Annotated in this window: 27 protein-coding genes and 1 tRNA gene; 14 read left to right on the plus strand and 14 right to left on the minus strand. The window is 65.2% G+C overall.

Annotated elements, in window-relative coordinates:
- Positions 1-210: 210 nt before the first annotated feature.
- A tRNA-Gly gene (locus IQ25_RS09025) sits at positions 211-285 on the minus strand.
- A gap of 217 nt (positions 286-502) precedes the next feature.
- Here IQ25_RS09025 and IQ25_RS09030 point away from each other — a divergent pair.
- Positions 503-1,399, plus strand: coding sequence for a tetratricopeptide repeat protein (locus tag IQ25_RS09030; RefSeq protein WP_144905089.1), 897 nt, complete (start codon positions 503-505; stop codon positions 1,397-1,399).
- 5 nt (positions 1,400-1,404) lie between these two features.
- Entirely contained in the window at positions 1,405-2,034 is a 630-nt protein-coding gene (locus IQ25_RS09035) for an LON peptidase substrate-binding domain-containing protein (RefSeq protein WP_144904919.1), read from the plus strand.
- A 12-nt stretch (positions 2,035-2,046) separates the two neighbouring features.
- Here the strand turns inward: IQ25_RS09035 and IQ25_RS09040 are convergent, their stop codons facing one another.
- The 7 genes from IQ25_RS09040 to IQ25_RS09070 all read right to left on the minus strand — a co-directional run bounded on the left by IQ25_RS09040 (position 2,047) and on the right by IQ25_RS09070 (position 7,245).
- On the minus strand, positions 2,047-2,667 hold the full coding sequence (locus tag IQ25_RS09040) for a MarC family protein (RefSeq protein WP_144904921.1): 621 nt from the start codon (positions 2,665-2,667) through the stop codon (positions 2,047-2,049).
- 4 nt (positions 2,668-2,671) lie between these two features.
- Entirely contained in the window at positions 2,672-3,442 is a 771-nt protein-coding gene (locus tag IQ25_RS09045) for a hypothetical protein (RefSeq protein ID WP_144904923.1), read from the minus strand.
- Positions 3,443-3,618: 176 nt separating this feature from the next.
- Positions 3,619-4,512: a bifunctional methylenetetrahydrofolate dehydrogenase/methenyltetrahydrofolate cyclohydrolase FolD gene (gene folD / locus IQ25_RS09050; protein WP_144904925.1), complete on the minus strand. Its 894-nt coding sequence runs from the start codon at positions 4,510-4,512 to the stop codon at positions 3,619-3,621.
- Between the two features lie 31 nt (positions 4,513-4,543).
- Positions 4,544-4,843: a YggT family protein gene (locus IQ25_RS09055; RefSeq protein ID WP_144904927.1), complete on the minus strand. Its 300-nt coding sequence runs from the start codon at positions 4,841-4,843 to the stop codon at positions 4,544-4,546.
- A 177-nt stretch (positions 4,844-5,020) separates the two neighbouring features.
- Positions 5,021-5,545: a hypothetical protein gene (locus IQ25_RS09060; protein ID WP_144904929.1), complete on the minus strand. Its 525-nt coding sequence runs from the start codon at positions 5,543-5,545 to the stop codon at positions 5,021-5,023.
- 49 nt (positions 5,546-5,594) lie between these two features.
- The gene (argB, locus tag IQ25_RS09065; protein ID WP_144904931.1) at positions 5,595-6,503 is read right to left on the minus strand and encodes an acetylglutamate kinase; all 909 of its coding nucleotides are present in this window, start codon (positions 6,501-6,503) and stop codon (positions 5,595-5,597) included.
- Positions 6,504-6,579: 76 nt separating this feature from the next.
- The gene (locus IQ25_RS09070) at positions 6,580-7,245 is read right to left on the minus strand and encodes a queuosine precursor transporter (protein ID WP_144904933.1); all 666 of its coding nucleotides are present in this window, start codon (positions 7,243-7,245) and stop codon (positions 6,580-6,582) included.
- An 86-nt stretch (positions 7,246-7,331) separates the two neighbouring features.
- On the opposite strand from IQ25_RS09070, the gene IQ25_RS09075 reads away from it, so the two are divergent.
- Positions 7,332-8,588 carry a NupC/NupG family nucleoside CNT transporter gene (locus IQ25_RS09075; protein ID WP_144904935.1) on the plus strand — a complete coding sequence of 419 codons (1,257 nt, stop codon included), beginning with the start codon at positions 7,332-7,334 and terminating at the stop codon, positions 8,586-8,588.
- Positions 8,585-9,229 (plus strand): immunity protein Imm33 domain-containing protein, encoded by a 645-nt coding sequence (locus IQ25_RS09080; RefSeq protein ID WP_144904937.1) that lies wholly within the window; start codon positions 8,585-8,587, stop codon positions 9,227-9,229. The genes IQ25_RS09075 and IQ25_RS09080 overlap by 4 nt, the downstream gene beginning before the upstream one ends.
- Position 9,230: 1 nt before the next feature.
- On the opposite strand, the gene IQ25_RS09085 is transcribed toward IQ25_RS09080, so the two are convergent.
- Positions 9,231-9,845 carry a 5'-methylthioadenosine/S-adenosylhomocysteine nucleosidase gene (locus IQ25_RS09085; protein WP_144904939.1) on the minus strand — a complete coding sequence of 205 codons (615 nt, stop codon included), beginning with the start codon at positions 9,843-9,845 and terminating at the stop codon, positions 9,231-9,233.
- An 8-nt stretch (positions 9,846-9,853) separates the two neighbouring features.
- A complete protein-coding gene (gene mutS, locus IQ25_RS09090; protein WP_144905091.1) occupies positions 9,854-12,430 on the minus strand; it encodes a DNA mismatch repair protein MutS in 2,577 nt (858 codons plus the stop codon).
- A 181-nt stretch (positions 12,431-12,611) separates the two neighbouring features.
- Here mutS and IQ25_RS09095 point away from each other — a divergent pair, with 181 nt between their 5' ends.
- Positions 12,612-14,243 carry a hypothetical protein gene (locus IQ25_RS09095; protein WP_258536993.1) on the plus strand — a complete coding sequence of 544 codons (1,632 nt, stop codon included), beginning with the start codon at positions 12,612-12,614 and terminating at the stop codon, positions 14,241-14,243.
- Positions 14,244-14,375: 132 nt separating this feature from the next.
- Positions 14,376-16,640 (plus strand): NADP-dependent malic enzyme, encoded by a 2,265-nt coding sequence (locus IQ25_RS09100; protein WP_144904941.1) that lies wholly within the window; start codon positions 14,376-14,378, stop codon positions 16,638-16,640.
- 143 nt (positions 16,641-16,783) lie between these two features.
- On the opposite strand, the gene thiS is transcribed toward IQ25_RS09100, so the two are convergent.
- Together thiS and IQ25_RS09110 are read right to left on the minus strand one after the other, a co-directional pair.
- Entirely contained in the window at positions 16,784-17,779 is a 996-nt protein-coding gene (thiS, locus tag IQ25_RS09105; RefSeq protein WP_144904943.1) for a sulfur carrier protein ThiS, read from the minus strand.
- Between the two features lie 43 nt (positions 17,780-17,822).
- On the minus strand, positions 17,823-18,194 hold the full coding sequence (locus IQ25_RS09110) for a MerC domain-containing protein (RefSeq protein ID WP_144904945.1): 372 nt from the start codon (positions 18,192-18,194) through the stop codon (positions 17,823-17,825).
- A gap of 130 nt (positions 18,195-18,324) precedes the next feature.
- On the opposite strand from IQ25_RS09110, the gene IQ25_RS09115 reads away from it, so the two are divergent.
- From IQ25_RS09115 to IQ25_RS09135, 5 genes are all read left to right on the plus strand, one after another.
- The gene (locus IQ25_RS09115; protein ID WP_144904947.1) at positions 18,325-19,389 is read left to right on the plus strand and encodes a COX15/CtaA family protein; all 1,065 of its coding nucleotides are present in this window, start codon (positions 18,325-18,327) and stop codon (positions 19,387-19,389) included.
- Positions 19,386-19,712 carry a divalent-cation tolerance protein CutA gene (gene cutA / locus IQ25_RS09120; protein WP_144904949.1) on the plus strand — a complete coding sequence of 109 codons (327 nt, stop codon included), beginning with the start codon at positions 19,386-19,388 and terminating at the stop codon, positions 19,710-19,712. Before IQ25_RS09115 ends, cutA begins: the two co-directional genes overlap by 4 nt.
- Before the next feature lie 138 nt (positions 19,713-19,850).
- Complete coding sequence (gene rplM / locus IQ25_RS09125) at positions 19,851-20,330, plus strand: 50S ribosomal protein L13 (RefSeq protein WP_144904951.1); 480 nt, start codon at positions 19,851-19,853, stop codon at positions 20,328-20,330.
- 2 nt (positions 20,331-20,332) lie between these two features.
- Positions 20,333-20,878, plus strand: a complete 546-nt coding sequence (gene rpsI / locus IQ25_RS09130) for a 30S ribosomal protein S9 (RefSeq protein ID WP_144904953.1) — start codon at positions 20,333-20,335, stop codon at positions 20,876-20,878.
- 287 nt (positions 20,879-21,165) lie between these two features.
- Positions 21,166-21,873, plus strand: a complete 708-nt coding sequence (locus IQ25_RS09135; RefSeq protein WP_144904955.1) for a DUF4286 family protein — start codon at positions 21,166-21,168, stop codon at positions 21,871-21,873.
- Positions 21,874-21,970: 97 nt separating this feature from the next.
- Here IQ25_RS09135 and IQ25_RS09140 read toward each other — a convergent pair whose 3' ends face one another.
- Positions 21,971-23,263 carry a chloride channel protein gene (locus IQ25_RS09140; protein WP_144904957.1) on the minus strand — a complete coding sequence of 431 codons (1,293 nt, stop codon included), beginning with the start codon at positions 23,261-23,263 and terminating at the stop codon, positions 21,971-21,973.
- A gap of 63 nt (positions 23,264-23,326) precedes the next feature.
- On the opposite strand from IQ25_RS09140, the gene IQ25_RS09145 reads away from it, so the two are divergent.
- Positions 23,327-24,004: an HPP family protein gene (locus IQ25_RS09145; protein WP_144904959.1), complete on the plus strand. Its 678-nt coding sequence runs from the start codon at positions 23,327-23,329 to the stop codon at positions 24,002-24,004.
- A 3-nt stretch (positions 24,005-24,007) separates the two neighbouring features.
- Here IQ25_RS09145 and IQ25_RS09150 read toward each other — a convergent pair whose 3' ends face one another.
- The gene (locus tag IQ25_RS09150; protein WP_338113536.1) at positions 24,008-24,718 is read right to left on the minus strand and encodes an SOS response-associated peptidase; all 711 of its coding nucleotides are present in this window, start codon (positions 24,716-24,718) and stop codon (positions 24,008-24,010) included.
- On the opposite strand from IQ25_RS09150, the gene IQ25_RS09155 reads away from it, so the two are divergent.
- Both IQ25_RS09155 and IQ25_RS09160 read left to right on the plus strand, forming a co-directional pair.
- Entirely contained in the window at positions 24,693-25,457 is a 765-nt protein-coding gene (locus IQ25_RS09155; RefSeq protein WP_144904961.1) for a class II aldolase/adducin family protein, read from the plus strand. The genes IQ25_RS09150 and IQ25_RS09155 overlap by 26 nt on opposite strands.
- Before the next feature lie 32 nt (positions 25,458-25,489).
- A complete protein-coding gene (locus tag IQ25_RS09160; RefSeq protein WP_144904963.1) occupies positions 25,490-25,999 on the plus strand; it encodes a (2Fe-2S)-binding protein in 510 nt (169 codons plus the stop codon).
- Positions 26,000-26,006 lie beyond the last annotated feature (7 nt).

The following is a 26,006-nucleotide window of genomic DNA, read 5'->3' on the forward strand; positions in this document are numbered from 1 at the left end:
CCGCGAAGAGCCACGAAAGACACGAGGGTTCCCCGAAGGGAAAAAACACAACCCCGAATTCAACGATGTCTTGAGAAAGGAAACTGGAGCGGGCGAAGGGATTCGAACCACGCTCGCAGCGGCTTGCCGCGCAGAGCCACGAAAGACACGAGGGTTCCCCGAAGGGAAAAAACACAACCCCGAATTCAACGATGTCTTGAGAAAGGAAACTGGAGCGGGCGAAGGGATTCGAACCCTCGACCCCAACCTTGGCAAGGTTGTGCTCTACCCCTGAGCTACGCCCGCTCGTGCGTTTCTGGCCGGTGGGAAATGCCCCGTCCGGCTGGGGTGTGGGGGCCTCTAACGGTGACTCGATGAGAGCGCAACACCAAAAATGCATGTTGGGTAAAGTCTCTGCGCAAAAGCCCGATTCCAGCCCCTTTCCCCTTGCCGAATGGACAAGCCTTCCCACATGGTGCGGCACACGCGAAAGACATTCGACCGGAGACGCATCTTGGCCAGCATGGGGCTCAATCTCGACGAACAGAAGGCGGTGGACCGCTTCCGCAAGGACGTGGTCGAACCCTCGATGACCCAGCTGGTCATCCTCGATTTCTGGGCGGAGTGGTGCGGGCCGTGCAAGGCGCTGACCCCGGTGCTTGAAAAGGTCGCGGCAGAGTACGCGGACAAGGGCGTGGTCCTCGCCAAGATCAACGTCGACGAGGAACAGTTCATTGCCGCGCAGTTCCAGGTGCGCTCGATCCCCACAGTCTATGCGATGTTCCAGGGCCAGCCGGTGGCTGACCTCACGCCCGCGCGCACCGAATCGCAATTGAAGCAGTATCTAGACCAGCTCCTTGCCAAGCTGCCCGTGCAGGCCGGCGAACCGCAGCAGGACGTGACGCCGCTGCTGGCCATGGGCGAGGAAGTGCTGGCCGAGGGCGATGGCGAACGCGCGGCGAGCATCTTTGCCCAGATCGTCGAGATCGCGCCCGACAATGCGCAGGCTCACGCCGGGCTGGTGCGTGCGCTGATCGCCGCGGGCCAGAAGGACGAGGCTCAGGCCGTGCTCGATTCGCTCCCGCCCGAAATGGCCAAGGACCCTATTTTCGCACAGGCCCGCTCGGCGCTGGCGCTGGCCGAGGACGCGCCGGAGGAGGCTGAGCTTGCCGCCCTGCGCGCTGCAGCGGCCGAACGTCCGGCCGACATGGAGGCGCAGCTCGCCTTCGCCAACGCGCTCTACGCCAGTGGCGCGCGCGACGAGGCCGCAGCCAAGCTGCTCGCGATGATCGCCGCCGATCGTGAATGGAACGATGGCGCGGCCAAGGCTCGTCTGCTGCAGATATTCGAAGCCATCGGGCTGGAAGATCCTTGGGTTTCGGCAACGCGCCGCAAGCTCTCCACCGTGCTGTTCGGCTGATCGCGATGGGCGCGAGCGCAAATACGACGCGCCTGTCGATCTTCCCGCTGGCAGGCGCTGTGCTCTATCCCGGCCTGCAACTGCCGCTGCATATCTTCGAGCCGCGCTATCGCGCCATGGTCAGCGATTCGCTGGCGCGTGACCGGCGTATCGCGATGATCCAGCCGCAATCGCCCGAGAACGGCGCGCCGCTGTTCCGCATCGGCTGCGTTGGCAAGATCGCCGATGTCGAGGCGCTGGAGGACGGGCGGTTCAACCTGATTCTCGAGGGCATCTCGCGCTTCCGGGTGATTCGCGAACTCGAAGTCACCACGCCCTTTCGCCAGGTCGAGGCCGAACTCATCGCCGACGACATGGCTGAAGCGCTGAGCGCGGTCGAGCGGGCCTCGTTCGAACAGGAAGCCCGCCGCTTCGCCGATGCGCAAGGCTATGCGGTGGACTGGGATTCGGTTGGCCGGCTCGACGACATGTCGCTGATCAACGGCGTCTCCCAGATCGCCCCGTTCGACGCCGCCGCCAAGCAGGCCCTGCTCGAAGCGGATTCCCTCGCGGCACGGTGCGAATTGCTGGTCCAGCTCATGCAATTCTTCGGCAAGCGCGACAACGACGACGGCGGGCGGGTGACTCTGCAGTAGTTGCCGCGAACGTCAGAACTGCGCCTGAATCCCGTCGATCACGAACTGCGCGGCAAGCGCGGCCAGCAGAACGCCGAGCAGGCGGGTGATCACCGCTTCGACTTGTGAGCCGAGTGCGCGGATCAGCGGGCGGGCGGCAACAAGCGCGATAAAGCTCAGCACCATGACCACGGCAAGCGCGCCGAGGATGACCACGGTCTCCTGCGTCCCGTTTGCCCGCGCTGTCAGCAGCATGACAGAGGCGATCGAGCCCGGGCCTGCCAGCATCGGCATGGCCATCGGGAACACCGAGACGTCCTCTACCTGCGGTTGCGCGGTACGCACCTTCTCCGCGCGCTCCTCGCGCCGTTCGGTGCGCTTTTCGAACACCATGTCGAGCGCGATCAGGAACAGCATGATGCCGCCTGCGATGCGGAAGCTGTCGAGTTCGATGTGCAGCGCGCCCAGCAGGTCCTCGCCGAACAGCGCGAAGACCAGCAGGATGCCCGTGGCGATCAGGCAGGCGCGCAAGGCCATGCTGAACGCCTGTTTTGCCGTGGCGTTGGCGGTGAGTCCTGCGTAGATCGGCGCGCAGCCGGGCGGGTCGATCACCACGAACAGCGTGACGAAGGCGGAGAGGAATAGCTGCCACATCGCCTCAGGCTCCGTTCGCTTTGAAATTGCGCGCGATGACCTCGGTCATTGCTCCGTTCTTCCAGATCCACGCGGTAAAACGGCGGCTGCCATCGGGCATTACGGTTGATCGCCAGGCAAGGCTGCCATCGCGCGATTGGCCGTCCTTGCTGTCGCCGCCCTCAGATGCCGGGATGGCTCCTGCAAGCGGACGCAGCGGGGGGAGCTTGCTGTCCTCCTTGCGTTCGCGCTTGCTGCCGGGCTGGAGCGGCGGGTCGCCGGCAGGGCGGCGGCGCGCCGGGCAATCGGCGACCTTGCCCTCTGCCCAATCAACCTCGCGCAAGGGCGCGGCGAGGTCCTGCCCGTCATCTAGCACCCACTTCCAGTCCACCTTCCCCTTGAACTGGCGCTGCCAGACGGTGACGTACTCGCCGTTTCCACCAGAGGGACCGGCCCATCCGCCAAAGGTCAACCCTGCAGTGCCATCGCAACTGATCCATGCCAGATGCGGTGCCCACTTGACCGGCGCTGCCGGGTCCTTGCGGTCCTTGAGCAGAGTTTTGGCAAGCTTGCGCCCGCCCTCGAACATTTCCGCAGTTTCGTCAGCGGTCTCGCGGAAAGCGGTCCACTGCCCCTTCTCGCGGGCGAGGCGGGAAAAGCCGATGTCCGCGGCAATCAGGGCAGATGGGCTGGCATAGGCGCGCTGCGGGCGCCCCGGCCCTTGCCCCTCGGGCGCGGATTGAGCCAGGGCGGGAGTCGAGCAAACGAGGAATGCGAGGGGGATCAGACGCTTCATCGCGTCAGCCTAGCCGATGCGCCGCAGCCTGCCCACCCTGCTGCGACTAGGTTCGCTTCGCTCTCCAAGTCTCGCGGCCCTCCCGCCTGCGGGAGGGCGAAGTTTTGGCACGGCGCTATCACTCCCCTCCCGCAGGCGGGAGGGGTCGGGGGTGGGCAGGTTCCAGAACTAACGCTTCAGACCGCGTCGGCCGCCAGTTCCAGCCCCTCGTTGCGATAGGCCGCGACGAGCGTGTTGCGCAGCAGGACGGCAATGGTCATCGGGCCGACACCGCCCGGTACGGGGGTAATGGCCGAAGCGACGGCGGCAGCCGAATCATAGTCGACGTCGCCCACCAGCTTCGTCTTGCCTGCCTCGGCGCCCGCAACCCGGTTGATGCCCACGTCGATCACGGTTGCGCCCGGCTTGATCCAGTCACCCTTGACCATTTCTGCCCGGCCCACGGCAGCGACGACGATATCGGCGCGCTTGACCACTTGCGCCAGATCCTTCGTCCGGCTGTGCGCCACGGTCACCGTGCAGCTTTCTGCGATCAGCAATTGTGCCATCGGCTTGCCGACGATGTTGGAGCGGCCGATGACGACAGCATCGAGGCCCGAGAGATCGCCCAGCCTGTCCTTGAGCAGCATCAGGCAACCGAGCGGCGTGCAGGGGACAAAGCCCGGCTGGCCCACGGCAAGGCGGCCTGCGTTGGTCACGTGGAAGCCGTCGACGTCCTTGTCGGGATTGATCGCGGCGATGACCTTCTGCTCGTCGATATGCTTCGGCAGTGGCAGCTGGACAAGGATGCCGTCAACCGCCGGATCGGCGTTGAGCTGATCGACCGTCGCCAGCAGATCGGCTTCCGCAGTATCGGCAGGCAGCTTGTATTCGAAGCTGTTCATGCCGGCTTCCACCGTGCTCTTGCCCTTGGAGCGGACATAGACCTGGCTCGCCGGGTCCTCGCCTACGAGCACGACGGCGAGGCCGGCCTTGCGCCCTGCCTTGGCCTCGAACGCAGCAGCAAGGTCTCCCACGCGGGCACGCAGGGTGGCGGCAAAGGCCTTTCCGTCGATTACGGCAGCAGTCATCGGGTCATCCGTCCGGAGTTTGCGAGAAGCCTCAGACCGCCGTGGCGAGAGAGGCGAAGAAGAACAGGACCTGCACGAGGATGCGCAGGCCGAAAATCAGAATCATCGGCGAGAAATCGATGCCGCCGGTGTTGGGCATGATCCGGCGGATCGGATTGAGCATGGGATCGAGAATGGCACCTAGCGCGGTCCAGACGGCGGCCACCGCCTTGTTGTGCAGGTTCACCACGTTGAAGGCGATCAGCAGGCTCAGCACAAACTGGACGATCACCACCATGACGACGATGTCGATGAGCTGGGAAAAGACCGAGATCAGTGTGTACAGCAGCATTGGCGCATTTCCCTTGTCGGCACGGATGAGGCTGCCTTGCGGCAAGCCCAAGCTCCTAGCCGACCCTCTCCCCGAGCGACAAGTGCCCGTTCACCAGCGCAATGAGCCGGAGTGCGGCAGTCTGTATGCAGCACTTACCAATTTGGCAAGCAGGCCGGGGGACGGACAGCCGGACGATCACGGCTCCAGCGTGGTGCTTTCGACGTGCCAGCGCAGCTGCTCCGATGTAGCGCCGGGAATGTCGTTGACCCGCCGCAGCACGACTTCGCCCGCGATCGTCCTCTCGCCATCGGTCACGACCACCGGGGCGGTGTAATAGATCGAGCCTGCAGCGCCTTCCTGCTGCCCTCGTCCGACCGATACGGTGGGGGACTTCAGCTTGCTCCAGTTCGCGGCAAAGGCCGCCTCGTCCATGCCGCTGCGCGTGCCGTGCTCGCCCCAGAACGCGCGCATGGCGCGCCAGTCGCGCGCTTCGATTGCGGCCGCAAAGGCGTCGAGCACTTCTTCGGGCCGCCGCGAAAGCGATGGCTGGGGTGGGGTGTCTGCGGGGTTAGCCGCTGCCAAAGGCGCCTGACTTGCCTGCACGGGCGAGGCTTCCGCCTGACTTGCGGATGGTGCGGGCGTGGCAGGGCCCCTCTGGCAGCCGCCGAGATGAAAGACGAGCGCGGAGGCGGCTGCGAAAGCAAGAGCGGTACGGATCATCCTGCCCTGACGCTTCGCCCGCCTGCAGGTTCCGGCGTTAATCGGAACTTCAGGCGCGGATCAGCGTGCCCGCACCGCGCGCGGTGAAGATTTCCAGCAGCATCGCATGGGGCACGCGGCCGTCGAGCACGACGGTGGCCTCGCAGCCCGCTTCCACCGCGTGGACGCAGGTTTCGAGCTTGGGGATCATGCCGCCGCTGATCGTGCCGTCTTCGGCCAGCCGCGCGATGTCGGCGGGGCGCAGGTCGGTGAGAAGGTTCTTGTCCTTGTCGAGCACGCCGGGAACGTCGGTCAGCAGGAACAGGCGCGAGGCACCCAGAGCAGCGGCGATGGCGCCTGCCATAGTATCGGCATTGATGTTGTAGGTCTCGCCATCGGGGCCGACGCCGATCGGCGCGATCACCGGGATCATCCCGGCGTTGACGATGGTGTCGATCACGGTGGTGTCGATCCGGTCCGGCTCGCCCACGAAGCCGAGATCGACCACGATCGGATCGCCGTCCTCGCCCTCGATTGCCTTGGGCGCCTTCTTCGACTGGACCTTGCGGGCAATGACCATGCCGCCGTCCTTGCCTGAGATGCCGATGGCCTTGCCGCCTGCGCGGGCGATCCAGCTGACCAGTTCCTTGTTGATCGCGCCTGCCAGCACCATTTCGGCAACTTCGGCGGTCTGCTTGTCGGTGACGCGCAGGCCATCGACGAACTTCGATTCGATGCCAAGGGCCTTCAGCATCCGCCCGATCTGCGGCCCGCCACCGTGGACGACCACCGGATTGATGCCCACGGCCTTGAGCAGCACGATGTCTTCGGCAAAGTCCTGCGCCAGTTCGGGATCGCCCATGGCGTGGCCGCCGTACTTCACCACGAAGGTCTTGCCGGCATAGCGCTGGAGATAGGGCAGCGCCTCGGTCAGGGTCTGTGCCTTGGCAAGCATCGCGGGGTCGTGGTTCTGGCTCATGCGCGGGCCCTTACGCGCAAAGGCAGCGGAATCCAATATTGGCGTTGCGGTGCGCGCGGCAGCTTATGCCGTCCAATCAGGAAGCGCGGTCGAGCCAGCGCCCGAGTTGCACGAAGACCCAGATCAGCGGCGGGACCATGATCGTCGACAGCACCAGCTTGGAAATGATCTGCCCTTCCATGATCGAAAGCAGCGGCAGGTCCTGTCCGTAGAACGAGATGGTGATGAACAGTACCGTGTCGACCACCTGGCTGAGCATCGAGGCGAGCCACGCGCGCAGCATCAGCATCCGGCCGCGCCCACCAGCGATCCGCGAGAACAGGTAGACGTTGAGCGTCTGCGAGGTGCCATAGGAAATGAGGCCTGCAAACTGCATCCGCGCGCCTTGGCCGAGCAGGCGGGCAAAGGCGTCCTGATCGCCCCAGAACGGCGCGGGCGGCACGACGTTGATCACCGTCGTCAGCAGGATCATCGAAACGATCAACGGTACGAAGCCGAAGCGCACCAGCCGGTTGGCAGTATCCTGCCCGAACAGTTCGGCGACGGCGCTTGCCATCACCACCAGCAGCAGGAAGGCAAAGATGCCCGATTCCACCGCCAGATCGCCCAGCAGCGGCCAATGACCGAGAGAGGCAAGCTTCACCCCCAGCACGCCCGCCAGCACGCACATTCCGCCATAGAGCAGCGAGATGGCGAACAGCGAACGGGGGATAGCGGGTGCGGAAGCGGCGTTATCGTGCATCCAAGGCCGATAGCGCGCTTTTCAGCTTGCGCCAATTCGCTATTAGGTTCGGCTGAAACCAAAATTGCGGAGCAAGATCCAGCCCGATGCGTGTTGCCTCAAGCCTTTTCGGGATGGTGCTCATCCTTGCGCTCGCCTTCCTGCTTTCGTCCAACCGTCGCGCGATTCGGCTGCGGGTCGTTGCGGCGGCCTTCGCGCTGCAGGCAGGCTTTGCCGCGCTGGTGCTCTATGTGCCCGTGGGCAACCGCATGCTGCAGGGCGCGGCGGGCGGAGTGGAAAGCCTGCTCGGCTTTGCCCGTGCGGGCGTGGCCTTCCTGTTCGGCCCGCTGGCCGATCCTGCGATCGGCGGCACCAGCTTTGCCATTTCGGCGCTGCCGGTGATCGTGTTCTTCGCCGCGCTGATCTCGATCCTCTATTACCTCGGCGTGATGCAACTGGTGATCCGCTGGATCGGCGGCGCGCTGGAGAAGGTGACCGGCATCAGCAAGGTCGAATCGCTGTGTGCGGCAAGCAACATCTTCGTCGGGCAAAGCGAATCGCCACTGGTGATCCGCCCCTATCTTGCCGCGCTCAATCCCAGCCAGCTGTTCACCGTGATGACTGTGGGCATGGCTGGCGTGGCGGGGACGATCCTTGCGGCCTACGCCAGCATGGGCATTCGCATCGACTATCTCGTCGCCGCAGCCTTCATGTCCGCGCCCGGCGGCATTCTCATGGCCAAGCTGATGATGCCCGACGAGCCGCCGGTCCCCGCCGAAGTTGCCGACGAGGCCCTGCCCAACCCGCACGTCAAGCCCAGCCTCGCGTCGGACGAGGAAGAGCGCCCCGCCAACATCATCATGGCTGCGAGCCAGGGCGCGCAGACCGGGGTGAAGCTTGCCGTCGCCGTGGGCGCGATGGTGCTGGCCTTCGTGGCGCTGGTCGCGCTCGCCAATGGTATCCTCGGCTGGATCGGCGGCTGGTTCGGCGCGCCCGAGCTGTCCTTCCAGATGGTGCTGGGCTATGTCTTTGCGCCGGTGTTCTACCTGCTCGGTGCCGATGGCTGGGCCGAGGCGATGCAGGCGGGGGGGCTGTTCGGCTCGAAGATCGTGCTCAACGAATTCGTGGCCTTCATCGAACTCGGCAAGGATACCGCGCTGTCGGCTCACACCGTCGCCATCGTGACCTTCGCGCTCTGCGGCTTTGCCAACTTCAGCTCGATCGCGATCCAGATGGCAGTCACCGGAGGCCTTGCCCCCAACCAGCGCCCGGTCATCGCCAAGCTCGGCATTCGCGCACTGGTCGCAGGCGCGCTGAGCAACCTGATGAGCGCAGCGCTGGCGGGGTTGTTCTTGTCTCTGTGATCGAGAGCTTTCCCTTCCATCTGCGTGACGCCGACGCTGCTGCCGCAGAATCTCCCTACACCTTCTTCATTCCCCTGCTCGAAGAGCGGGTGCAGGTGGCTGTGGGCGATCTGGTGAAGCTCGGGTTCGAATACGAGTGGGAGACGCAGGAGTACGGCGGCGAGCGGATGTGGGTAAGGGTCACCCGCAAGTCAGGACTGAATTTCACTGGAACGCTTGCCAACGAACCGTGGGAGCCCGGTTTGCAGCACGGGCTTGAGGTGGCTTTTGGCGTGGGGCAGATCCTCGATATCGAATGGGAAAATCCTGATGCCCATCCCCCATTTCACCCTCACCGGTCATATTGGGAGCGGTGCCTCGTCGACGACTGCGTCCTAACCGGCAGCGTTCCTGTCGAGTATGTCTATCGCGAGAAGCCCGAAATGGCAGGCGAAGACGACAAGTACCCGGACAGCGGCTGGCGGCTACGCGGGCAGGATGGGCATCCAGCTGCCGATCCCATTGACGACCGCTCAGTCAGTTATGTCGCGTTGGGCGCGGTTCTGAACAGAGACGACAGTTTCATCAGTCTGCTTGAAGCCCCAGTCGGCAGCGCCTTCATGCGCGATTTCACCACGGGTTTGTATTACCCGGCCGATTAGCTTAGCCGTAATGCGCCGCCAGCAGATCCACCGCCTTGGCGAGTTCGCCGTCGAGGTAGCCCAACAGCTTGTGCCAGTCGTGCGCGCCCGCAAGTTCGCCGGGGCCGTCCGATACGCCGCGCAGGCCCACGAGCGGAACGCCGAAGGTGCGGGCGGCGCGGGCGACGGCGTAGGTCTCCATGTCGACCATGTCGGCGCTCACCCGGCCCCAGTGATCGCCGCTGACGACATCGCCCCCGCTCGAAAGCGTGGCAACAGGCAGGTCCACCGGGGTTTCCAGCGGCAGGTCCTTCGGCTCGTCGAGATAGGGCACGACGCCCGGCTCCACGCCCAGCGCGGAGGCGTCCATGTCACGCCACGAGACGCTGCCGATCTGGTGGATCGATCCAAGCGCACAGCGCCGCGATCCGGCTGAGCCGAGGCAGACGATCAGGTCGGGCAGGGTGCCTGCAGCCTCCAGCCGCGCCAGCGCAATGCCCACATGCAGCGCAGCCTCGACCGGGCCGATGCCGGTGATCAGCGGCACGAAGCGGGCGCGCAGGTGTGGGCCATATTCCGGCTCTGCCGCCATCACGAAAAGCGCGCGCTTGGTGCCGAGTTGCGTCAGTTCAGCCATTCGACCGCTCACCCATTGGCTTGGGCCTTCAGCTGATAGAGCAGGTCCAGCGCCTCGCGCGGGGACAAGGCGTCGATGTCGAGGCCATTCAGCCGCTCGCGCAGCGCATCGACCTTTTCCTCCGCAGCCTCGATCGCGGCGGCGAACAGGGGCAGGTCGTCGAGCCCTGCGGCAAGGCCTCCGGTTGCGGCGCGGCCTTTTTCCAGCTTTTCGAGCACCGACTTGGCGCGCTTGATCACAGGTGCGGGCACGCCTGCCAGCCGCGCCACGGCAAGGCCATAGGACTTGTCGGCCGGACCTTCCGCCAGCTCGTGCAGCAGCACCAGATCGCCCTTCCACTCGCGCGCACGAACGTGGTGGAGCGAGAGCGAGTCACAGGTTTCCGCAAGGCGCGAGAGTTCGTGGTAGTGCGTGGCAAACAGGCAGCGGCACCGGTTGATCGAATGGATCGCCTCGGCCACCGCCCATGCCAGCGACAGGCCATCGTAGGTCGACGTGCCGCGGCCCACTTCGTCGAGAATCACGAAGCTGCGCTCGGTCGCCTGGCTGAGGATCGCAGCCGTTTCGACCATCTCTACCATGAAGGTCGACCGGCCGCGGGCGAGGTTGTCTGCCGCGCCGACGCGGCTGAACAGGCGGTCGACCAGTCCGATCGTCGCACCTTGCGCGGGCACGAAGCCGCCTGCCTGCGCCAGCAGAACGATCAGCGCATTCTGGCGCAGGAAGGTCGATTTACCGCCCATGTTCGGCCCGCCGACCAGCCAGAGCCGGTCCTGCGAATTGAGGGCACAGTCGTTGGCCACGAAGCGCTCGCCCCGCACCCCAAGTGCCGCTTCCACAACGGGGTGCCGCCCGCCGGTGATCTCGAGGCAAGGTTCGTCGACCACGCGGGGCAAGGCCCAGCCACCCTCGGCAGCCCGCTCTGCCTGCCCTGCCGCCACGTCGATCCGGGCAAGTGCGGCGGCGGTACTGGCGATGGCCTCCTTCGCACGGACGGCATGGGCCACCAGTTCCTCGAAATGGGCCTCTTCAGCAGCCAGCGCGTGCCCGCCACTTTCGGCGATGCGACTGGCTTCCTCGTGCAGCGCCAGCGCGTTGAAGCGCACCGCACCGGCCATGGTCTGGCGGTGGGTAAAGCCGGATTCGGGGGCCATCAGCCGGTCGGCATGCTTGGCAGGCACTTCGATGAAGTAGCCGAGCACGCCGTTGTGCCGGATCTTCAGCGCCGAAATGCCGGTGTCATCGCGGTACTTGGCCTCGAGCGCGGCAATCGCGCGGCGCGCGTTTCCGGAAACGCGACGCAACTCGTCCAACGATGCGTCATACCCTTCCGCGATATAGGCGCCCTGCGATCGCTCGGTCGGCGGCGCGGGTACCAGCGCGCGGGAATAGAGGTCGCAAAGTGCGCCATGGCCCGCCAGCGATGGCAGAACTGCGTCCAGCGGCTCGGGCCGATCGGTACGGGCGGCAAGAAGGTCGTGCAGGCGGCGCGCTTCGGAAAGGCCATCGCGCAACTGGCCAAGATCACGCGGGCTGCCCCGCCCCGCCACCACGCGGCCCAGCGCCCGGCCCAGATCCGGCAAGGCGCGCAGGATGCCGCGAATGTCGCCGCGCAGCAGCGGATCGTCATGGAGCCAGCTGACCAGTTCGAGCCGGCGGTTGATCGCTCGCGCATCGGTCAACGGCGCCGAGAGGTCCTCGGCCAGCTGGCGCGCACCGGCCCCGGTCACGCAACGATCGATCGTCTCGACAAGGGAGCCGCGCCGTGTTCCGCCAGAGCTGACGAGTATTTCGAGGCTGCTGCGCGTTGCCTCGTCCATCGCCATGTGCGTGCCCGCCTCGCGCGCCACCGGCGGCAGCAGCAAGGGCAGGGCGCCACGACCGACATGGTCGAGATAAGTGACAAGGCCGCCCGCCGCGGCCAGCATGGCACGGCTGAACTGCCCGAAACCGTCCAGCGTGGACACGCCATGGACGGCTTTCAGGCGCGTCTCGCCCTCGTCGCTGGCAAATGACCGATTCGGGCGGGGCACGCAATCGACGGGTGCCTGGTCCCATGAATCGGGCGCAACAACTTCGCTGGCGCCCAGCCTTGCCAGCGCTGCGCCCATCTGGTCTGGCGCGCATTCCTCAAGTTCCATGCGGCCCGTCGAAATGTCGCAGGCGGCAAGCCCGATAACCCCACGCACTTCGCAAACGGCGGCCAGCACATTGGCCCGGCGCGGTTCGAGCAGGGCTTCCTCGGTCAGCGTGCCCGCCGTCACGAAGCGCACGATGTCGCGCGCCACCAGTGCCTTGGAACCGCCGCGTTTCTTCGCTTCCTCGGGCGTTTCGACCTGTTCGGCGATGGCCACGCGGCACCCCGCCCTGATCAGCCGCGCAAGGTATCCCTCGGCCGAATGGACCGGCACGCCGCACATCGGGATCGGCGCGCCGCCGTGTTCGCCCCGGCTGGTCAGCGCGATGTCGAGGACTTGTGCGGCGATCTTGGCGTCGTCGAAGAACAGCTCGAAAAAGTCACCCATGCGATAGAACAGCAGGCAGTCGCCAGCCTGCTGTTTAAGCGCAAGATATTGCGCCATCATCGGAGTTGGGGCATTAGGGGTCACGCGCACGTGGCTAGACGAGCGCGACGTGTTTCTCAAACCATCGACACCGGGATATCCGCAACTCCGCGCCAATCTGCCCAGAGGCAGGCTAGCAGGGAGACGGTTCCGGTCTTGTGGGGGTACTGAAGGTTTGACGCAAGTCCGCGAAAAGGATTGGGTGGCCGGCCGGCTGCAGGGTCTCAAGACCGTGTGGGCCCGCGCCGGGGCGCTGCCGTGGCTTTCGGGCCCCGGCATCCTCATCGCCGTGCTGCTGGTCTGCCTGCCCTTCGCGCTCGTCGAGGTGCCGCCCCTGATCGACGTGCCGGGCCACATGGGCGCCGCCGCGATCGAGGCGGCAGGTCCGGGCAATCCGCTCGAAAAGTACTTCACGTGGAAGTGGGTCTTCACGCTCAACATCGGTGGCGGCGTGCTGATGAAGGTGCTGGGCGCGCAGTTCGGCATCCTTGCCGCCGGGTGGTGGAGCACGGTTCTCGCAACCGGCCTGTTCGCGGGCGGCTGCCTGTGGACCATCCGCATGCTCAACCCCAGGGGCGGGCACGCGGCGGCATGGTCGCTGATGTTCGTGTTCAGCTTCCCGCTGCTCACCGGCTTCCTGAACTACATCCTTGCCACCGGTCTTTCGCTGACCGCGTTCGGCGCCTCGCTGTGGCTCGAACAGAAGAACCCGCGCGCCCGCGCCGCGATGCTGATCGTGGCGCAGCCGGTCGCGATGCTGTGCCACGCCATCGGCGGGTTGCTGCTGGCGCTGCTGGTCGGCGCGCATGCCTTTGGCCGCGCGATGGACGAACTGCCCGCGGGCTGGCGCTGGCGGGACCTGACAAACCGCCAATGGCTGGCGACGCTCGACTGGAAGGCCATCGGCCTGCGCCTGTGGCAGGCTTGCTGGCCGCTGCTCGCCACGGTCGTCACCATCGCGCTGTGGAAGGCCTTTTCGCCCCCGGTCAAGTCGATGAACGTGTGGCGCTGGGATCAGAAGGCGTGGTCTTTCGTCCTGACCCTGCGTGATCAGTCAAGGCTGCTCGATTTCGGCACCTCGATCATCGCCGGATTGCTGGTGCTGGTCGGCCCGTTCCTCGGCGCGAAGTGGCGCTGGCGGCAGGGCCTGCCTGCGCTCACCGTGCTTCTGCTGTTCCTTGCCATACCGAGCGACATCAACGGCTCCTCCTTCGTCGACATCCGCATCCTGCCGGTTGCCGCCATGCTCGGCCTCGGCCTGCAGGACTGGAGTGGCGCGCGCCGCCCCGAATGGGCCAAGGCGGTCGCCTATGTCGGCATGGCCCTGCTCGCGGTGCGCCTAACGGTCACGGCGTGGAGTTTCAACGGCTATGCCGAGGACTACAACAAGCAGCTTTCGGCGCTGACCCATGTCGAACCCGGCAGCCGCGTGCTCGCCTTCGTCGAGCATTCCTGCCTTGATGAGTCCTGGCGCAATACCCGCCGCGATCACCTCGCCAGCCTTGCCAGCCTCTATCGGCAGGCCTGGGTGAACGACAACTGGGCGGTGCCGGGCCTCCACATGGTGGTGCCGCGCTTCCGTCCCGGCCGCAACTTCACTGCCGATCCGTCCGAGTTCGTCTGGTCGCGCCGCTGTGCTGGCGGCTGGCGGCGCACGGTCGACAATGCGCTCAAGTTCGCGCCGATAGAACGCGTCGATTATGTCTGGCTGATCGATACAGGCCTGCCGCGCCGACCCGATCCGCGCCTGCAACTGGTCTGGCAGGAAGGCCGCAGCCTGTTGTTCAAGGTGCGCCCGCTCGGTATCCCGACGTGGAAGCCGAAGGACTTCTGAACGCGCAAGACCTGTCCGCATACGGAATTTTCGATAGAATTGCTTCGACTCTGCAGCGTTTGCGCGCCTTGACGTAACGTCAAAGGTCGGACACTGCCGACACTACAAGTCCGGCCAGATACGGGGGGAACCATGTCCGAGGAAAGCAACGTCCGCTTCACCGAACGCGAGGCGCTTTTCTACCACAACACGATCCGCCCCGGTAAGATCGAGATCATCGCGTCCAAGCCCATGGCGACGCAGCGCGATCTCAGCCTTGCCTATTCGCCGGGCGTTGCGGTTCCGGTCCGCGCGATCGCCGAAGATCCCGCCACCGCCTATGATTATACTGCCAAGGGCAACCTCGTTGCGGTGATCTCGAACGGCACCGCGATCCTTGGCCTCGGCAATCTCGGTGCGCTGGCGTCAAAGCCGGTGATGGAAGGCAAGGCCGTCCTGTTCAAGCGCTTCGCCGACGTCGATTCGATCGACATCGAGCTCGACACCGAAGACGCTGACAAGTTCATCGAAGCCGTGGCCCTGATGGAGCCGAGCTTTGGCGGCATCAACCTTGAGGACATCAAGGCGCCTGAATGCTTCATCATCGAGCAGGCGCTGAAAGAGCGTCTCAAGATCCCGATCATGCACGATGACCAGCATGGCACCGCGATCATCTCGGCAGCAGGTTTGCTCAATGCCTGCCACCTGACCGGGCGCAAGCTGAACGAGGTCAAGGTTGTGGTCAACGGCGCGGGCGCAGCCGCCATCGCCTGCACTGCGCTGATCAAGGCGATGGGCGTGCGCCACGACAACGTGATCATGTGCGATCGCTCGGGCGTCATCTACCGCGGCCGCGAAGGCGGCATGGACCAGTGGAAGAGTGCGCACGCAGTCGACACTTCGGCGCGCAGCCTCGAGGACGCGCTGGTCGGCGCAGACATCTTCCTTGGCCTTTCGGCAGCAGGGGCGCTCAAGCCTGACTGGATGGCCAAGATGGCCCCCCAGCCGATCATCTTCGCGATGGCCAACCCGGACCCGGAAATCACACCGCCCGAAGCCAAGGCGATCCGCCCGGACTGCATCGTTGCCACGGGCCGGTCGGACTATCCGAATCAGGTCAACAACGTGCTCGGCTTCCCGTTCATCTTCCGCGGTGCGCTTGACGTGCGGGCGACGGCGATCAACGAGGAAATGAAGATCGCCGCGGCAGAGGCCATCGCCCAGCTCGCGCGTGAGCCGGTGCCCGAGGAAGTGGCCGCCGCCTACGGCATGAACCACACCTTCGGTCTCGACTACATCATCCCGGCTCCGTTCGATCCGCGCCTGATGGAAGTCGTGTCGTCCGCCGTGGCCAAGGCGGCGATGGATTCGGGCGTGGCGCAGAAGCCGATCGAGGATTTCGACGCTTATCGCACCAGCCTGAAGGCGCGCCTCAACCCGACGACCTCGGTGCTGACCAACGTCTTCGCGCAGGCCAAGGATAACCCCAAGCGCGTCGTCTTTGCCGAGGCCGAGAACGAAGTGGTGCTGCGCGCCGCGATCCAGTTCAAGGACTTCGGTTATGGCACCCCGGTGCTGGTCGGCCGCACCCAGCCGGTGCTTGACCTGCTGACCGAGCTGGGCGTCAGCGATCCGTCGTCGTACGAGATCCACAATTCCGCCGTCTCGCCGCTGGTGCCGAGCATGGTCGAGTATCTCTACAAGCGCCTCAAGCGTCGCGGCTACATGGAGCGCGACGTCAAGCGCATGGTCAACCAGGACCGCAACGTCTTCGCTTCGCTGCTCGTTGCTCTGGGCCATGGCGATGCGCTGATCACCGGCATGACGCGCACTTTCGCGCAGTCGATGAAGGAAGTGCGCCGCGTGCTTGATCCCAAGCCCGGCCACCTGCCCTTCGGCATCCACCTGATGGTCGCCAAGAACTACACGGTGTTCTTGGCCGACACGACCGTGAACGAGCGTCCCACGGCCGAGGACCTTGCGCATATTGCCAAGGAAACCGCTGCGGTCGCCCGCCGCATGGGTCACGAACCGCGCGTCGCGTTCCTGTCGTACTCGACCTTCGGCAATCCTTATGGCCGCTGGCTCGAATCGATCCGCGGCGCGGTCGCCATCCTTGATGCCGAAGATCCCGGCTTCGAATACGAAGGCGAAATGGCGCCCGACGCCGCGCTGAACCCCAAGGTCATGGCGAACTATCCGTTCAGCCGCCTGTCGGGCCCGGCCAACGTGCTGATCATGCCCGGCCTGCAGTCGGCCAACATCTCGGCCAAGCTGCTGCGCGAACTGGCCGGAAACGCCGTGATCGGTCCGATGCTGCTCGGCATGGAAAAGCCCGTCCAGATCGCGCCGATGACCTCGCTCGCGCCCGATATCCTGACGCTGGCAGTGCTGGCTGCGGCGGGGGTTGTGGGGTAATGCCCACCCCCGTCCCCTCCCGCTTGCGGGAGGGGGGTAAGAAGGTGGCGTTTGCACCCTCCCGCAGGCGGGAGGGTCGCGAGACTTACTGAACGCAGTGAAGTTAGTCGCAGCAAGGTGGGCACCCCGCGCAACGGCTGCCTTCAGATCAGCCCGGCGAGAGGGCTGGACGGATCGGCATACTTGCGGCGCTGCATGCGGCCAGCAAGGTAGGCATCGCGCCCGGCCTGCACGGCAAGCTTCATCGCGCGGGCCATGCGGATCGGGTCCTTGGCCTCGGCGATGGCGGTGTTCATCAGCACGCCGTCGCAGCCCAGCTCCATCGCCACCGCCGCTTCGGACGCAGTGCCCACGCCCGCATCGACCAGCACCGGCACCTTGGCGCCTTCGACGATGAGGCGCACCGTCACCTGATTCTGGATGCCGAGGCCAGAGCCGATCGGTGCACCCAGCGGCATGACAGCCACCGCACCCGCATCCTCAAGCTGCTTGGCCGCGATCGGATCGTCCACGCAGTAGACCATCGGCAGGAAGCCTTCCTTGGCCAGCACTTCGGTGGCGCGGATCGTCTCGATCATGTTGGGATAGAGCGTGCGCGCTTCGCCCAGTACTTCCAGCTTCACCAAGTCCCAGCCGCCTGCCTCTCGCGCCAGGCGCAGCGTGCGGATCGCGCTCTCGGCGTCAAAGCAGCCTGCGGTGTTGGGCAGGTAGGTGATCTTCTTGGGGTCGATATAGTCGGTCAGCATCGGCGCCTTGGGGTCCGACACGTTTACCCGGCGGACCGCTACGGTAACGATCTCAGCGCCAGAGGCTTCGACGGCGGCGGCGTTCTGTTCGAAGTCCTTGTACTTGCCCGTGCCCACTATCAGGCGCGAGCGGAAGGTGCGTCCGGCAACGGTCCACGTATCATCAGTTTCCGTCACGTCGCTTTGTCCTCCACCTACGAAATGCACGATTTCCAGCACGTCCCCCTCGGCAATCGCCACATCGGCGAGCGTGGAGCGCGGCACAATCTCGCCATTGCGCTCGACCGCGACCTTGGTCGGCTCCAGTTCGAGGCTGCGCACCAGATCGGCAACCGATCCGGGTGCGGCGCGGCGGGGTTCGCCGTTGACGGTGAGGGAGAGCAGTGCAGTCATGCGGCCCGCTTTAGCGGCGCGAGGGCAGGGTGCAAGTACGGCCTTAGTGTGAATGCCGCATGTTGATGATGTGCGCGGTTGCCACCAGCAGCACGCCGCAGACCGTCAGCACCACTTCGGCGTCGCCATGGCCCACCGCCACCGCGCCGCCCATCAGCGCAAGGCCCGTGCCGCCAATGGCAAGCGGCAACAAGCGCCCATGCCGCAACGCGCCGATGCCGATCGTCGCGGCGCCGATCACCAGCGCGAAGGCGAGGCCCCAACGGTGAATGTCGGGGTTCAGCAGCACGCTGCCACCAACGCCCAGCATTCCGACCAAGAACAGCCCGGCCACGCAGTGAATCAGGCACAGCCCCGAAAGGAGCACGCCGATCCGGTCGAGCCGGGCACGCAAGGCAAGCAGGGCATCACTCATCGCCAAAGCATATATGTTATACTGTATCATCCGGCAAGGGCGCGTTGCAGATTCATTCAAGGGCCCGCCATTGTCCCTGTCCCACAATGCCTCTTGCAGATTCCCAAGGGCAGGAGCAGTGGCGGGCCCCATGAGCATCAGCGTCACGCCCAAGCTGCGAAACGATGCCACCGCGCTGTCGCGCTGGCTGTTCATCGTCGCCTTCATGGTCCTCGCCATCGTCGTGGTCGGCGGCATCACCCGCCTCACCGAATCGGGCGTCTCGATCACCGAATGGAAGCCGGTCAGCGGCACGCTTCCCCCGATCACCGAGGCGCAGTGGCAGGCTGAATTCGACGCCTATCGCGCCACCCCGCAGTACCAACTGGTCAACGGACCGGCGGGGATGACGCTTTCAACCTACAAGTTCATCTTCTTCTGGGAGTGGGTCCACCGCCTGCTCGCCCGCACCATCGGCCTGGTCTTTGCCGCACCCTTGGCGTGGTTCTGGATCAAGGGCCGCATCCCGCAAGGATACAAGCCGCGCCTGCTTGCGCTGCTGGCACTGGGCGCGCTGCAGGGTGCGGTTGGCTGGTGGATGGTAAAGTCCGGCATCGTCAACGACGTCAAGGTCAGCCATTTCCGCCTCGCCACGCACCTGCTGGTCGCGCTGTTCACGCTGGCAGGCCTTGTCTGGACCGCGCTCGACCTGATTGCGCTGGGCAAGGGCGAGGAGCGCTCGCGCCTGCGCGGGATCGGGCTGCTTGCGCTTGTCATGCTTGTCCTGCAGCTGTTCTATGGCGCACTGGTGGCGGGCCTGCGGGCGGGCACGTCGGCGGGCGGTGGCTGGTTCAACTGGGACGCCTGGCCGCTGATGCAGGGCAGCCTTTATCCCGATGGCGTGGACTGGGCGCTGGGAGCTGGCCACGCGCTGCTGTCCGATCCGTTTCTCGTCCACTTCATCCACCGCTGGTGGGCCTGGGCGGTGGTCGCTGTGCTGGTGGTCGTCGCGCGGCGGCTGCGCAAGGTGGACCGCAAGGCCTCGGTCGTCCTCCACTCGGTGTTCGGCACGCAGGTCCTGCTCGGCATCCTCACCGTATGGAGCGGCGTCGCTCTCTGGCTCGGCGTGCTGCACCAGCTCGTCGGCGCGCTGCTTGTGGCGACGACAGTATGGTGCGCCCACATCCTTGGACGCCCTGGACAGGGCTCGCGATGAGCGCCGCGCTGATCTGGTGCCCCTTCGGTGACGCGGAAAGCGCCGAGGCGGTAGCAGGTCAGCTGCTCGACGAACGCCTGATCGCCTGCGCCAACATCCTCCCCGCCATCCGCTCGCTCTACCGCTGGAACGGCGAGCGGGGCGAGGGTCGTGAGGTCGCCGTCCTCTTCAAGACCCGCGCCGATCTGCTGGAACCGGCAGTGGCACGGCTCGAGGCGTTGCACCCTTACGACGCGCCCGCGATTTCAGGCTGGCGCTGCGATGCTGCTGGCGCAGCCACGCTCGGCTGGCTGGAGGCGGATTGCGGGCCTCTTGAAGTATAGAGGTATTATTTTACCTCTTCGAAAACCCGCAGTTTGCTTGACTCTGGCGAGCATTTGCAACAAAGGCGCGCTTCCTTCGTCGTGAAGAAGCGGATTCCCGCCCGGATCGACGCACTGAAATCCAGGGAACCCGTAGCCATGAAGGCTCTCAGCAAGGTCACCCGGTCGATCAAGCCGGCCGAGGTGGAAAAGAAGTGGCATCTTATTGATGCCGAAGGTCTGGTGGTCGGCCGTCTCGCCGTCGTCATCGCCAACCATCTGCGCGGCAAGCACAAGCCGAGCTTCACCCCGCACGTCGATTGCGGCGATCACGTTGTCGTGATCAACGCCGACAAGGTCCGTCTCACCGGCAACAAGCTGAAGAACAAGACCTACTACAAGCACACCGGTTATGCCGGCGGCATCAAGGAAGTCACTGCGGACAAGGTCCTCGGTGGTCGCTTCCCCGAGCGCGTGCTTGAAAAGGCGGTTGAGCGCATGATCCCGCGCGGCCCGCTCGGCCGTGCGCAGATGCGCGCCCTTCACCTCTATGCCGGTGCCGAGCACCCGCATGGCGGCACCCAGCCGGAGACGCTCGACGTCGCCTCGATGAACCGCAAGAACAAGGTGGGTGCATAATCATGGCCGAAACCGAAAACACCGTCTCCAGCCTCGCTGATCTCAAGGATCTGACGGCTGCTGCTCCGGTTGCCGCTGCTGCTCCGGCTGAAGCTGGCGAAGTTGTCGCTCCTGTCCGCACCGGCCCCGCTGCCGTGATCCGTCCGCGCGAAGTTGACGCCCAGGGCCGTTCGTATGCCACCGGCCGCCGCAAGGACGCCGTGGCCCGCGTGTGGCTCAAGCCCGGCTCGGGCAAGGTCACCGTCAACGGCCGCGATCAGGAAGTGTACTTCGCCCGTCCGACCCTGCGTCTGGTGATCAACCAGCCGTTCGAAGTTGCCGGTCGCGAAGGCCAGTACGACATCGTCTGCACCGTCAAGGGCGGTGGCCTTTCGGGCCAGGCCGGCGCGGTCAAGCACGGCATCGCCCAGGCCCTGTCGAAGTTCGAACCCGAACTGCGCAGCGCCGTGAAGGCTGCCGGCTTCCTTACCCGCGACCCGCGCGTCGTCGAACGTAAGAAGTACGGCAAGGCCAAGGCCCGCAAGAGCTTCCAGTTCTCGAAGCGCTGACGCGAGCCTTGCTTTGGCCTTTCCAGAAGGCCAGCACGATCAAGAGAAAAGCGGGGGCAACCCCGCTTTTTTCGTGTGCAGCACGTTTGCAGGAAGCGGTGCTCCAAGGTTCCTTCGCTTTGCTGTTCCCAGACCGTCATTGACGGACTGGAAGTCATCTGCCGCTGACGTTCCTGCGCCACTGGCGACGGGTTGCTCTCCGGCTTACGGTGCCGTAGCCGTCAGCGGGGCGCCAATCGCGTCAACACTGGAATTCGCAGCAGGCCATAATCACGAGGAGGGGCACGATGACGGGGGCCAAAGGTATCATTCTGGTCATGCAGAATTCGAAGCCGGGTCGGGAGCAGGAACATATTGACTGGTATGTTCGGCATCACGTGAAAGATGTCAGCGGCATTCAGGGCACTGTGCGCGGTGAATACACCCGGCTGGCCAATCCGCAAGGAACGGAGCGGTGGAACAAGGCCGCCTGCTACTGGACGGCTGGCGATCCTTTGCCTGTACTGGCCGAGACGATGCAGAACGTAGGTGCTGGCGTCTGGGACATGAGCGGGGCTGATGCTCTGGACCGCGACACCGTCAGGTTGACGACCGGCCTCGCGCTCACGGATCGGGTTCGTTCGCCCCACGGCGAAGATGCGATCGGGCAGGACAGGGTGCTTTTTATCGTCATGACCAACTGCACGCCGGGCGACGATGATGCCTTCAATGCCTGGTACAATGATCGTCACATTCCCGATGTGCTCGATGTACCGGGTTTTGTCGCGGCGCAGCGGTTCCGCTTCATCGACCCGCCGAACTTCAAGCCTGCGCCCTATCAATATCTTGCCCTGTACGAGATTCGCGCGGACGAGGCGGACTCCGCCCTGGCCGAATTGACGGCACGCGCCGGGACCGATCGGATGGTGCTTTCGCCAACCCTGGACACGGCTGATGTACATGCCGGGGTTTTTGCTGTCCTCGCCACTTGCGAGGGCGCGTCCGCCAAGTCCTGATCAGGCGTTTGGTCGGAGTGCTGCCCACATCGACCGAAGGCGGGAAAGGCACAATCAAGGGGTTGGCTTTCAGGCCAGCCCCTTTTTTTGCGCCAACCTATTGAGCCGGGGCGAACTGCCTGGCCAGCGTGTGGTAAAGCTTGGGCTTGCACACCTTGGCACTCGCCCAGTCGGCAATCAGGGCGGTGGCAAACAGCGGCAGGACCATGGTCCGATCCGCCGTCATTTCCATGATGATGATCGATGCAGTCAGCGGCGCACGGACCACGCCGGTAAAATAGCCGATCATGCCAAGCACCACGATCGCACCGGGAGCATCTCCCGGCCCGATCTCGGCATAGCCTGCCGCCAGCAACTGTCCGACGCCCGCGCCGACCGAAAGCGATGGCGCGAAGATGCCGCCCGGCGCGCCGCTCAGGGCCGTGGCAAGGGTGGAGACGAACTTTCCGGGGCCGAACAGGAGCGAAGCATCGCCGCCTGCCAGCAGCAGCTTGGTCGTGTCATAGCCGGTGCCCCAGCTCGATCCATTGGTCGCTAGTCCGGTCAGTGCCACCACAAGCCCGCATCCGGTGGCGAGCAGGATCGGATGGGCGCGAACCCGCCCCAGCACGGCGTTTTGCGAAAATGCCATTCCGATCAGCGCGCGTGAAAACAGCCCCCCGGCAACACCGCCGACAAGTCCTGCCAGCGGTGCCAGCACGAACAGATCGCTCAAAGGCAGCCGCTGGGCCATCGCGCCGAAGTAGACGTAGTCGCCCGAAAGGCCGAGGCTGACCACGCCCGCGATCATCACCACCGCCATGACCAGCACGGCCAGCCGTTGTTCGAAGGCCGAGGCCAGTTCCTCGATCGCGAATGCTACGCCTGCCAGAGGTGTGTTGAACGCTGCCGCCACGCCTGCAGCGCCGCCTGCAATGATCACGCCCGCGGTCACCGGAACGCGCAGCCAGCGGTGCACTGTCACCATCAGCGCTGCGCTTACCTGCACGGTCGGGCCTTCGCGCCCCGCCGATCCTCCCACCAGCAGCAGTGTGGTTGTTCCAAGAAGCTTGCCTAAAGCGCTTTTCATCGAAACCAGCGGGCCCTGAGCTGCAACGGCAGGATTGTGGCCAGCGGCCATGACCTGCGGAATGCCTGATCCGCGCGCAGCCGGAAACCAGCGCCGCGTTGCCCAGACCACGATTGCAAAGACCAGTGGCGTCAGCACCAGCGGGCTGAGCGGGGCGGCGCGGTACATGACCGAGAAAAGCGTCTGCGCCCATTCGCCTGCACGCGCGAACAGCACGGCCACGATGCTGAGAAGTATTGCCCCCACCACGGCGGCAATCCGCGCCCGTGCTTCAGGAAGGTTCGCGGCCGAAAGCGGCTTTCTGAAATCAAAGGCTTGCATGACCTTTGGTTAGACCGGCATGGACCGGGCGACAAGGAGAGGGCAGGCAATGAGTTTGCAACGGTGGCCGTGAGGCTCGACCGGTTTCGTACCGGATGGCAGCGCGGAGCGCTTGGCGCAGTGCTGGGCATCGCACTTGCCGCCCTGCTCGGCCATCTTGTCCCATCGTCTGAAGGCCTGCCCTGGATCATGGCGCCAGTGGGAGCATCGGCAGTTCTCGTTTTCGCGGTGCCGGCCAGCCCTCTGGCGCAGCCATGGCCGGTCGTCGGAGGCAACCTCATTTCCGTTGCGGTTGGCATGGCGGTCGGCAAGCTCTGCGCCATGGGCGGGGTTGGCGCGCCAGTGGCTGTCAGCCTTGCTGTCGGCTTTGCGATTGCGGCCATGGCGCTTGCACGCTGCACCCATCCGCCCGGGGGAGCAGCAGCAATTCTCGGCGCGATGTATGGAATTGCGCCGGCCGCACATTTGCCAGGCCCGTTTGCCCCGCTGGCGCTCAACGTGATCGGCATTGCGGGCATTGGCTGGATCTACAACGCCGCGACAGGTCACCCCTGGCCTCATCTCACGGCGGTCCCGCCTTCGCCGGCGCCCATGCGCACGGTCACCTATGATCGCGAGGATCTCGATGCGGTGCTGGCGGACTGGGACGAAAGGCTCGATGTCGCGCCGGACGACCTCGACGCGCTGTTCCGCGCGGTCGAGCGCCGCGTGCTGCGCCGATGGGAGGATGATCTCAAGTAGCGGTCAGAACAGGCTGGGCTGCTCTGGCTTGCGCGGGGGCGCGGGAGCGGAAGTGGACGCCACCTCCTCAACCTCGATTTCCATCATCGCATCGTCGGGGAAGGGACGCTGCATCGCAGGCGCGGCATCGCCCTGCGCGGTGAGCCATTCGTGCGCAGCCTCTGCCGTGCCGAGGATCACCGGCATTGCCTTGGGATGCACCCGCCCGACCACGCCATTGGCCTCGCACGTAAGGAAGGCAAAGCGCGGGCCTTCCGCTGTCGGCCGCCACAGCCCGGCGAAGGCGAACAGGTCCTGATCCTTCAGCGCGAACCAGTGCTTGCGCTTGCGGCCCGTGGCAGGGTCCGGTGTTTGCGACCACTCCGAGAATGCGGTTACCGGCACGATGCAGCGCCGGTTCGGATCTTCGAGCGCCGCGCGCCACATCGGTGAGACAAGATTGCGGATGTTGGTCACCGGGCGTTTGATCTCACCAAACGGCGGCCAGCCCCAGCGCATCGTGCCAAGCCTGCGCGCAGGCCCACGGGCAATCAGCACCGGCGCCTCGGCATCCGGGTAGATTTCGGCAAACGCAGGTAGATTGACCTGCGCGTTGGCCACGGGCGCGAACATCTGCGCGATGGCTTGCACGTTGCTGGTCATGCGATACAAGTTGCACATAACAACCAGATATGAGCCGGAGAGCACCATGGCTAGCCTGATCAGGCCGAACATCGAATGCAGCGATGCCGAATGGCAGGCCCGGCAGGAACTGGCTGCCTGCTACCGCATCTACGATCACCTTGGCTGGTCGGAATCGATCTACAACCACATCTCGTTGAAGGTCCCGGATGAAGAGGGCGCGTTCCTGATCAATCCCTTCGGTCTTCTCTACAGCGAGGTGACCGCCTCGAACCTCGTCAAGATCGACATCGACGGCAACAAGCTCGATGCCAGCCCTTATCCTGTTAATCAGGCGGGCTTTACCCAGCACGCCTATTTCCACCGCCATCTGCCCTGGGCCCACGCCATCGCGCACGTCCACACGACCGAGACGATGGCAGTGTGCAGCCTTGAAGAAGGGCTGATGCCGATCAACTTCTACGCCTGCAACTTCATCGGCCAGCTCGCCTATCACGATTTCGAAGGCGTGACGGTGCGCGCCGAAGAGGGCGAGCGGCTGCTGGCAAACCTTGGCGACAAGCGCATCCTCATGCTCAAGAACCACGGTCCCGTGGTCCTCGCCCAGACCCTGCCGCAGATGTTCATCACGCAATGGAGCCTTCAGCGCGCCTGCGAAATCCAGCTGGCAACGCTTTCGATGGGCCGCCCGGCGATCCATGTTCCCGAGGAAGTGATCAAGGTCCACCAGCGCGATCTGGGTCAGGTCAGCGCCGGTGGCCGCGTCGGCGAGGCGGACTTTGCCGCATGGACCCGCCGGATCGACCGGATCGACCGCAGCTGGCGGGATTGATTGAAGCGGCAACGGCGGGCTAAGCCACGGCCATGGCCCGCCTCACCGTCAACAACCAGCCCGTGCAGTACCGTCTTGAGGACGACACGCCGCTGCTCTGGGCGCTGCGCGATGCGGCGAACCTCACCGGCACCAAGTATGGCTGCGGCACCGGCGAATGCGGTGCCTGCATGGTTATCGTCGATGGACAGGCAATGCCGAGCTGCACGCTCTCGCTGGGCGAGGCCGAGGGGCGCAACGTCACCACGATCGAGGGGCTTTCGGGCGATCGTTCGCACCCTGTGCAGCAGGCGCTGGTGGCGGAGCAGGCGATCCAGTGTGGCTTCTGCACGCCGGGCATCGTCATGGCTGCCGCCGCGCTGCTGACGACCAACGCCAGTCCGACCGATGAGGACATCGCCCGGGCGATCACCAACATCTGCCGTTGTGGCGTCTATCCGCGCCTCACCCGCGCGATCCAGCGCGCGGCTCGCGTGATGCGGGGTGAAGAGACGATCAGCGCCGCGCCACCGCCTGCGATCGTTGCGCCGGGGGCGGGATAGCAGGGTG

The organism is Novosphingobium taihuense (genome assembly GCF_007830315.1).
In the GTDB taxonomy this organism is placed as follows: domain Bacteria; phylum Pseudomonadota; class Alphaproteobacteria; order Sphingomonadales; family Sphingomonadaceae; genus Novosphingobium; species Novosphingobium taihuense.

What these genes read in the sequence shown, in the direction of transcription:
- IQ25_RS09035 (WP_144904919.1), top strand. Translation starts at nt 1,405, where the DNA reads ATGGGCGCGAGCGCAAATACGACGCGCCTGTCGATCTTCCCGCTGGCA.
- IQ25_RS09070 (WP_144904933.1), bottom strand. Translation starts at nt 7,245, where the DNA reads ATGCACGATAACGCCGCTTCCGCACCCGCTATCCCCCGTTCGCTGTTC.
- IQ25_RS09160 (WP_144904963.1), top strand. Translation starts at nt 25,490, where the DNA reads ATGGCCCGCCTCACCGTCAACAACCAGCCCGTGCAGTACCGTCTTGAG.
- IQ25_RS09115 (WP_144904947.1), top strand. Translation starts at nt 18,325, where the DNA reads ATGAGCATCAGCGTCACGCCCAAGCTGCGAAACGATGCCACCGCGCTG.
- IQ25_RS09045 (WP_144904923.1), bottom strand. Translation starts at nt 3,442, where the DNA reads ATGAAGCGTCTGATCCCCCTCGCATTCCTCGTTTGCTCGACTCCCGCC.
- cutA (WP_144904949.1), top strand. Translation starts at nt 19,386, where the DNA reads ATGAGCGCCGCGCTGATCTGGTGCCCCTTCGGTGACGCGGAAAGCGCC.
- IQ25_RS09110 (WP_144904945.1), bottom strand. Translation starts at nt 18,194, where the DNA reads ATGAGTGATGCCCTGCTTGCCTTGCGTGCCCGGCTCGACCGGATCGGC.
- folD (WP_144904925.1), bottom strand. Translation starts at nt 4,512, where the DNA reads ATGACTGCTGCCGTAATCGACGGAAAGGCCTTTGCCGCCACCCTGCGT.
- thiS (WP_144904943.1), bottom strand. Translation starts at nt 17,779, where the DNA reads ATGACTGCACTGCTCTCCCTCACCGTCAACGGCGAACCCCGCCGCGCC.
- IQ25_RS09030 (WP_144905089.1), top strand. Translation starts at nt 503, where the DNA reads ATGGGGCTCAATCTCGACGAACAGAAGGCGGTGGACCGCTTCCGCAAG.
- rplM (WP_144904951.1), top strand. Translation starts at nt 19,851, where the DNA reads ATGAAGGCTCTCAGCAAGGTCACCCGGTCGATCAAGCCGGCCGAGGTG.
- rpsI (WP_144904953.1), top strand. Translation starts at nt 20,333, where the DNA reads ATGGCCGAAACCGAAAACACCGTCTCCAGCCTCGCTGATCTCAAGGAT.
- IQ25_RS09075 (WP_144904935.1), top strand. Translation starts at nt 7,332, where the DNA reads ATGCGTGTTGCCTCAAGCCTTTTCGGGATGGTGCTCATCCTTGCGCTC.
- IQ25_RS09155 (WP_144904961.1), top strand. Translation starts at nt 24,693, where the DNA reads ATGGCTAGCCTGATCAGGCCGAACATCGAATGCAGCGATGCCGAATGG.
- argB (WP_144904931.1), bottom strand. Translation starts at nt 6,503, where the DNA reads ATGAGCCAGAACCACGACCCCGCGATGCTTGCCAAGGCACAGACCCTG.
- IQ25_RS09100 (WP_144904941.1), top strand. Translation starts at nt 14,376, where the DNA reads ATGTCCGAGGAAAGCAACGTCCGCTTCACCGAACGCGAGGCGCTTTTC.
- IQ25_RS09060 (WP_144904929.1), bottom strand. Translation starts at nt 5,545, where the DNA reads ATGATCCGTACCGCTCTTGCTTTCGCAGCCGCCTCCGCGCTCGTCTTT.
- IQ25_RS09055 (WP_144904927.1), bottom strand. Translation starts at nt 4,843, where the DNA reads ATGCTGCTGTACACACTGATCTCGGTCTTTTCCCAGCTCATCGACATC.
- IQ25_RS09040 (WP_144904921.1), bottom strand. Translation starts at nt 2,667, where the DNA reads ATGTGGCAGCTATTCCTCTCCGCCTTCGTCACGCTGTTCGTGGTGATC.
- IQ25_RS09135 (WP_144904955.1), top strand. Translation starts at nt 21,166, where the DNA reads ATGACGGGGGCCAAAGGTATCATTCTGGTCATGCAGAATTCGAAGCCG.
- IQ25_RS09150 (WP_338113536.1), bottom strand. Translation starts at nt 24,718, where the DNA reads ATGTTCGGCCTGATCAGGCTAGCCATGGTGCTCTCCGGCTCATATCTG.
- IQ25_RS09140 (WP_144904957.1), bottom strand. Translation starts at nt 23,263, where the DNA reads ATGCAAGCCTTTGATTTCAGAAAGCCGCTTTCGGCCGCGAACCTTCCT.
- IQ25_RS09085 (WP_144904939.1), bottom strand. Translation starts at nt 9,845, where the DNA reads ATGGCTGAACTGACGCAACTCGGCACCAAGCGCGCGCTTTTCGTGATG.
- mutS (WP_144905091.1), bottom strand. Translation starts at nt 12,430, where the DNA reads ATGATGGCGCAATATCTTGCGCTTAAACAGCAGGCTGGCGACTGCCTG.